Consider the following 4,499-nt stretch of genomic DNA (forward strand, 5'->3'; position numbering starts at 1 on the left):
CCAAGTGAGACACTTGAACCAGTTTTTTATTATTTGCTTGCGCTAGATAGGGTCATCTGAAATGATCATATGTTAGAGCCAGTCATGTTTTATGTTCTTTTAGCACTTCTTTAGCTATTTCTTCAGATTCGAACTGTTGTGTCCTCTTTTCTTTTCGAGACTTTAAGCTTGATTTTTTCTCAGACTCTCTGAATTCACGAAGTTCATCGCTGCTCATCCCTTTCGTTTGTCTATTCGAGGGTTCATCCGCTACTCTACAAAGTAGGTTTGTTTCTGGGTCAACATAAAATTCCTTATATGAGTATTCACTCCTCATAAGGCTTTTGTCTGTTTCAGCAGTTCGTATAAACTTTTGATCTCTTTTATCCCAAAGGCCTAGCTCTTGATGTTCTACCGAATCTGAAACGAACCATTCAACACATTCTTTATATTCGGAAAGATCAGATGGAATTCGGTCCATTATTTCAGAATGAACAGCATTCCAATCTTGCCCGACTTTACCCCGAAGAAATCTTACTAGTAATCCGTAATTAACCTTATTATTATAGAACTTGGAACTTTTGCCAAATCCTTCTATGTTCGGCAAGTTGTACCAATCCTTCCGTTTCTTAGAGTTGCGTTCATCTGCATAATCTCCATCGATGATATATCTTCTTTTGCTCCCAGAGGTTTTGAGTCTTGAGATTAGCCATTTCTTGTTATGATTCTTGCTTTTGTTACTCATTAAGACAATTGGTTATATAAACCTGAAATGAACAATAGTGAATATCCGCATTTTTCAACTATTTACTCCCCACACTCCTTCAAAGTAGCCTCGACCCTTTCAGTGGTAATCATACCATTGTTATTGCCCCAGCTGTTGGTTACATAGGTAAAGATTTCAGCAAGTTCCAGATTGGTCAACTGTGGAATGCCCGGCATAGGCTGGTTGTAGGTAGTGCCGTTTACAGTAATCTCACCAGACATACCATTCTTCACTCCACAGATAGAAGCATCTACATTTTGCAGTAAGTAATCAGACTTTGCCAATGGTGGGAATAGTTGCGCCAGTCCCTCGCCTTTAACCTGATGACAATTGGCACAGTGGATGCCATAAAGTTTTTGTCCCTCAACAAGGTACTGCTCCATTTTCACATCTTCAGAGTGTGTGGTTTCTTCACCACTCTCGCTGTTATTAGTTTTTCCCGTGCAGGCACATGCCAGTGCCAGTATAAATATCAGTTTACTTTTCATATTCCTTCAACAATTTATCAATGTCAGTCATTAGTTTATCAACCTGCTCGGCCACTGTGCCGTCATAAAATCCACGAATTCTGCGCTCCTTATCAACCAAAATAAATGCTCCACTATGCACATAGCCTCCAGGCTCAGAGCCATCTTCAGTAGCGGCAACCATATAGCTGGTCTGACCAAGTTTAAATATATCATCCTTTTCACCAGTTATGAAATGCCACTTATCAGATTTTACCCCTAATCGCTCAGCAAACTCCTTAAGCACCGCCACGGTATCATGTTTAGGGTCAATGGAGTGTGATAAAATCATCACTTCAGGATTGGTCTCATACTTATCATAAACCCGTAACATTTGAGTTTTCATAATAGGGCAAATGGTGGGGCATGAAGTAAAGAAAAAGTCCGCGACATAGACTTTGCCTTCAAAAGTTTCTGGGGTAACCCAGGCGCTATCCTGATCTACAAATTTAAAATCTGCAATCTTGTGATAAATGGTGTCACCTGCATCAGAGACTTCTGATCTACCATAAATTTTCAATTTCTCTTCTTTAGGCTGCTGATCACATGCAGTAATCGCAACAAACAAGACAAGGTACAATACAATAATTACTCTCATTTCTTCTCTCTCAGTTTTTTATATAAACGGATGGCCATCATTAAAATAACACTAAACAAAATTATCCCTATCACTCCCCAAACCAGGCTTAGTGCACTTTTTAGCACAATAATAAATACAATACCTACTAACAGTATAGTGGCTACTTCGTTCCAGATCCTTAGTTGTATGGACTTATACCTGTATTCATCACGCTGCATCAGCTTGTAGATATACTGACAAGAAAATTGATACACATATAGCAAGAATACCATAGTAAGCTTAATATGCATAAATCCCTGATTCAAATAGCCTGGGTATTGCATTAGCAGTGAAGTGCCAAATATTAAAGTTAGAATTGCAGATGGCCAGGTAATGCCCATCCAAAGCAACCTTCCATTCTTCTTGTATTCTTTAATCAAAATAGAGCGATCTGGCTCTGGCTTTTCATTCGCCTCGGTCTGATAGATAAATATCCTGACGATATAAAATAGTCCGGCAAACCATGTAACGATAAAAATTAAATGAAGTGCTTTTAGGTAAGCTGCAGTCATGCGTCAAAGATAATCATCAGCAGAAATTAAATAGGCTCATAGGGTGATTGTTTTGTGGTTTTTACCACAATTTCATCGCATATTGCTATTTCAGCATCATTCATGGCAATAGCATTCTCACCAAACACCATTTTATCATTAATTTTCTGTTTAAATAATGTTTTTAAGGGCTCCTTACCAGCCTTTGTAGTTTCCGGATCCATAGTAGTAACTATACACCGGGTACAGGGCTTTATGCACTGCATAAGGCCATTGCCTATAGCTATATCTTTCCATACATACTCTTCATAAGCCTCACCACCATTAAAAACGAGATTAGGTCTGAAACGCTGCATGGTTATTTTTTCTTCCAGCTTGCTATTAAGATCGGCCAAGGTGCTTTCTCCAACAATCAAGTAGGGATAAGCATCTGCAAAACTCACATGATGTTCTTCCTTTACCCAATCTGCCTCTACCCTTCTCGGTGCCTCCTCCGGTATGTAGACCAATTTGCAGTTTTGTCCTAGCTGCTCAGAAAACCACACATGATACTTCTCTTCTGCCTCCAAAGCCTCCACCATATCATCCCAGATCTTTACTTCTACCGTATTTCCTGATGATATCGTAAAAGGAATTTTTAAAGTAGTTTTTTTAATACGATGAGTAATTACAAATCCATCATCCTCCTGACTGAGCTCAAAATGCAAAAACTCAGGATGTTGCCTAATGGTCAAAAAGTGGTTCCTATCATTCACCAGCATCCATCTTCTGTCATGTTGCAATCCTCTTTGGGTGAGTTTTACGTTAGTTAAGTGTATGCCTCCCAACGACTTAATGGGATAAATAATGATATCTGTTAGCTGCTTATTCTTCATTGTTATGGAACTATCTTTACTAACTTAAGATTATTATCTAAATTCATTTACAGGTAAATACCTACAAATTAAAACTATGAGTGAAACGTCCAAGCTGTGGTACTTCGAAGATGTAGATCTATTCAATGTGCTTTGCCCTCACAAAACAAAGGCCATGCACAACACGCACACCTTCACCAACTACAAAAAGAATGACTTTATATATTTCCCAAACGACAAGGCCAAGTACATTTATATGATTGCTGATGGCAGGGTTAAGCTTGGGCATTCTACGGAAGATGGGAAGGAAGTGGTAAAGGCCATATTGGGAGCCGGTGAGATATTTGGTGAGCTGGCACTTACTGGTGAAGAAACCAGAAGTGACTACGCTCAGGCCATGGATGAGAATACTAGCGTCTGCCCGGTAAGCATTGATGAAATGCGAGGCCTTATGGCAGATGATAAAGAGCTGAGCTTTAAAATTTATAAGCTGATAGGTTTAAGAATAAGAAAGCTGGAGCGAAAAATAGAGTCCCTGGTTTTCAAAGACGCCCGTACCAGAATCATAGAATTTCTGAAAGATGCAGCAGAATGGAAAGGTAAAAAAGTAGGCTTTGAAACCATGATACCAACCAAGTTGACTCACAAAGATATTGCTAACCTTACAGGTACGTCAAGGCAAACTGTTACCACCATTCTTAATGAATTAAAAGAGGCCAATCTGATTAATTTTGATAGAAGAAAAATACTTATCAGAGATCTCGAACAACTCAAATAGTGGGATTAGAAACAAAAAGATTAAAACTCAGACTCATCAATCAAAATGACATTGATGATTTTCATAAACTACATTCCATTGCAGAGGTAGATCACTTCAATACGCTTGGGATTCCTGAAGATATAGAAGCCAGCAAAAGGATACTTGACGACTTATTGAAAGATCAGGAAGCAGGCAGTTATTTCACATTTAATATTGAACTTATAGAAGAAGCCCAATTCACAGGTTATATCGCTCTAAAATTAGGTGCAACTAAATTTCAAGCCGGTGAGGTATGGTTTAAGCTACTACCAGATTTCTGGGGAAAAGGCATTGCCAGCGAGGCACTCTCTGCTGTTCTTAAATTTGGTTTTCATGAGTTAAAATTACATCGAATTGAGGCGGGGTGTGCTGTCGAAAATATTGCTTCAGCCAGAGTTTTAGAAAAAGCAGGAATGCAGAAAGAAGGAACCAGAAGGCAGGCCCTTCCCTTAAAATCTGGCTGGTCTGATAATCATGAATATGCT

Annotated in this window: 7 protein-coding genes; 2 read left to right on the plus strand and 5 right to left on the minus strand. The window is 38.9% G+C overall.

What is annotated here, in order from left to right:
• Positions 1 to 82 precede the first annotated feature (82 nt).
• The 5 genes from E1140_RS01615 to E1140_RS01635 all read right to left on the minus strand — a co-directional run bounded on the left by E1140_RS01615 (position 83) and on the right by E1140_RS01635 (position 3,236).
• Positions 83 to 724, minus strand: coding sequence for a hypothetical protein (locus tag E1140_RS01615; RefSeq protein WP_155178357.1), 642 nt, complete (start codon positions 722 to 724; stop codon positions 83 to 85).
• Between the two features lie 62 nt (positions 725 to 786).
• Positions 787 to 1,233 carry a c-type cytochrome gene (locus E1140_RS01620; RefSeq protein WP_155178359.1) on the minus strand — a complete coding sequence of 149 codons (447 nt, stop codon included), beginning with the start codon at positions 1,231 to 1,233 and terminating at the stop codon, positions 787 to 789.
• Entirely contained in the window at positions 1,223 to 1,849 is a 627-nt protein-coding gene (locus E1140_RS01625; RefSeq protein ID WP_155178361.1) for an SCO family protein, read from the minus strand. Before E1140_RS01625 ends, E1140_RS01620 begins: the two co-directional genes overlap by 11 nt.
• The gene (locus E1140_RS01630) at positions 1,846 to 2,382 is read right to left on the minus strand and encodes a CopD family protein (RefSeq protein ID WP_155178363.1); all 537 of its coding nucleotides are present in this window, start codon (positions 2,380 to 2,382) and stop codon (positions 1,846 to 1,848) included. The genes E1140_RS01625 and E1140_RS01630 overlap by 4 nt, the downstream gene beginning before the upstream one ends.
• Positions 2,383 to 2,408: 26 nt before the next feature.
• A complete protein-coding gene (locus tag E1140_RS01635; RefSeq protein WP_155178365.1) occupies positions 2,409 to 3,236 on the minus strand; it encodes an MOSC domain-containing protein in 828 nt (275 codons plus the stop codon).
• A 76-nt stretch (positions 3,237 to 3,312) separates the two neighbouring features.
• Between E1140_RS01635 and E1140_RS01640 the strand changes: the two genes are divergently transcribed.
• On the plus strand, positions 3,313 to 3,993 hold the full coding sequence (locus E1140_RS01640; protein ID WP_155178367.1) for a Crp/Fnr family transcriptional regulator: 681 nt from the start codon (positions 3,313 to 3,315) through the stop codon (positions 3,991 to 3,993).
• Positions 3,993 to 4,499 (plus strand): GNAT family N-acetyltransferase (locus E1140_RS01645; protein ID WP_185153365.1); only part of this gene is annotated, 507 nt, incomplete at its 3' end. The genes E1140_RS01640 and E1140_RS01645, both read left to right, overlap by 1 nt.

Origin of the sequence: Fulvivirga lutimaris, assembly GCF_009711525.1 — a bacterium.
GTDB classification, from domain to species: Bacteria; Bacteroidota; Bacteroidia; order Cytophagales; family Cyclobacteriaceae; genus Fulvivirga; species Fulvivirga lutimaris.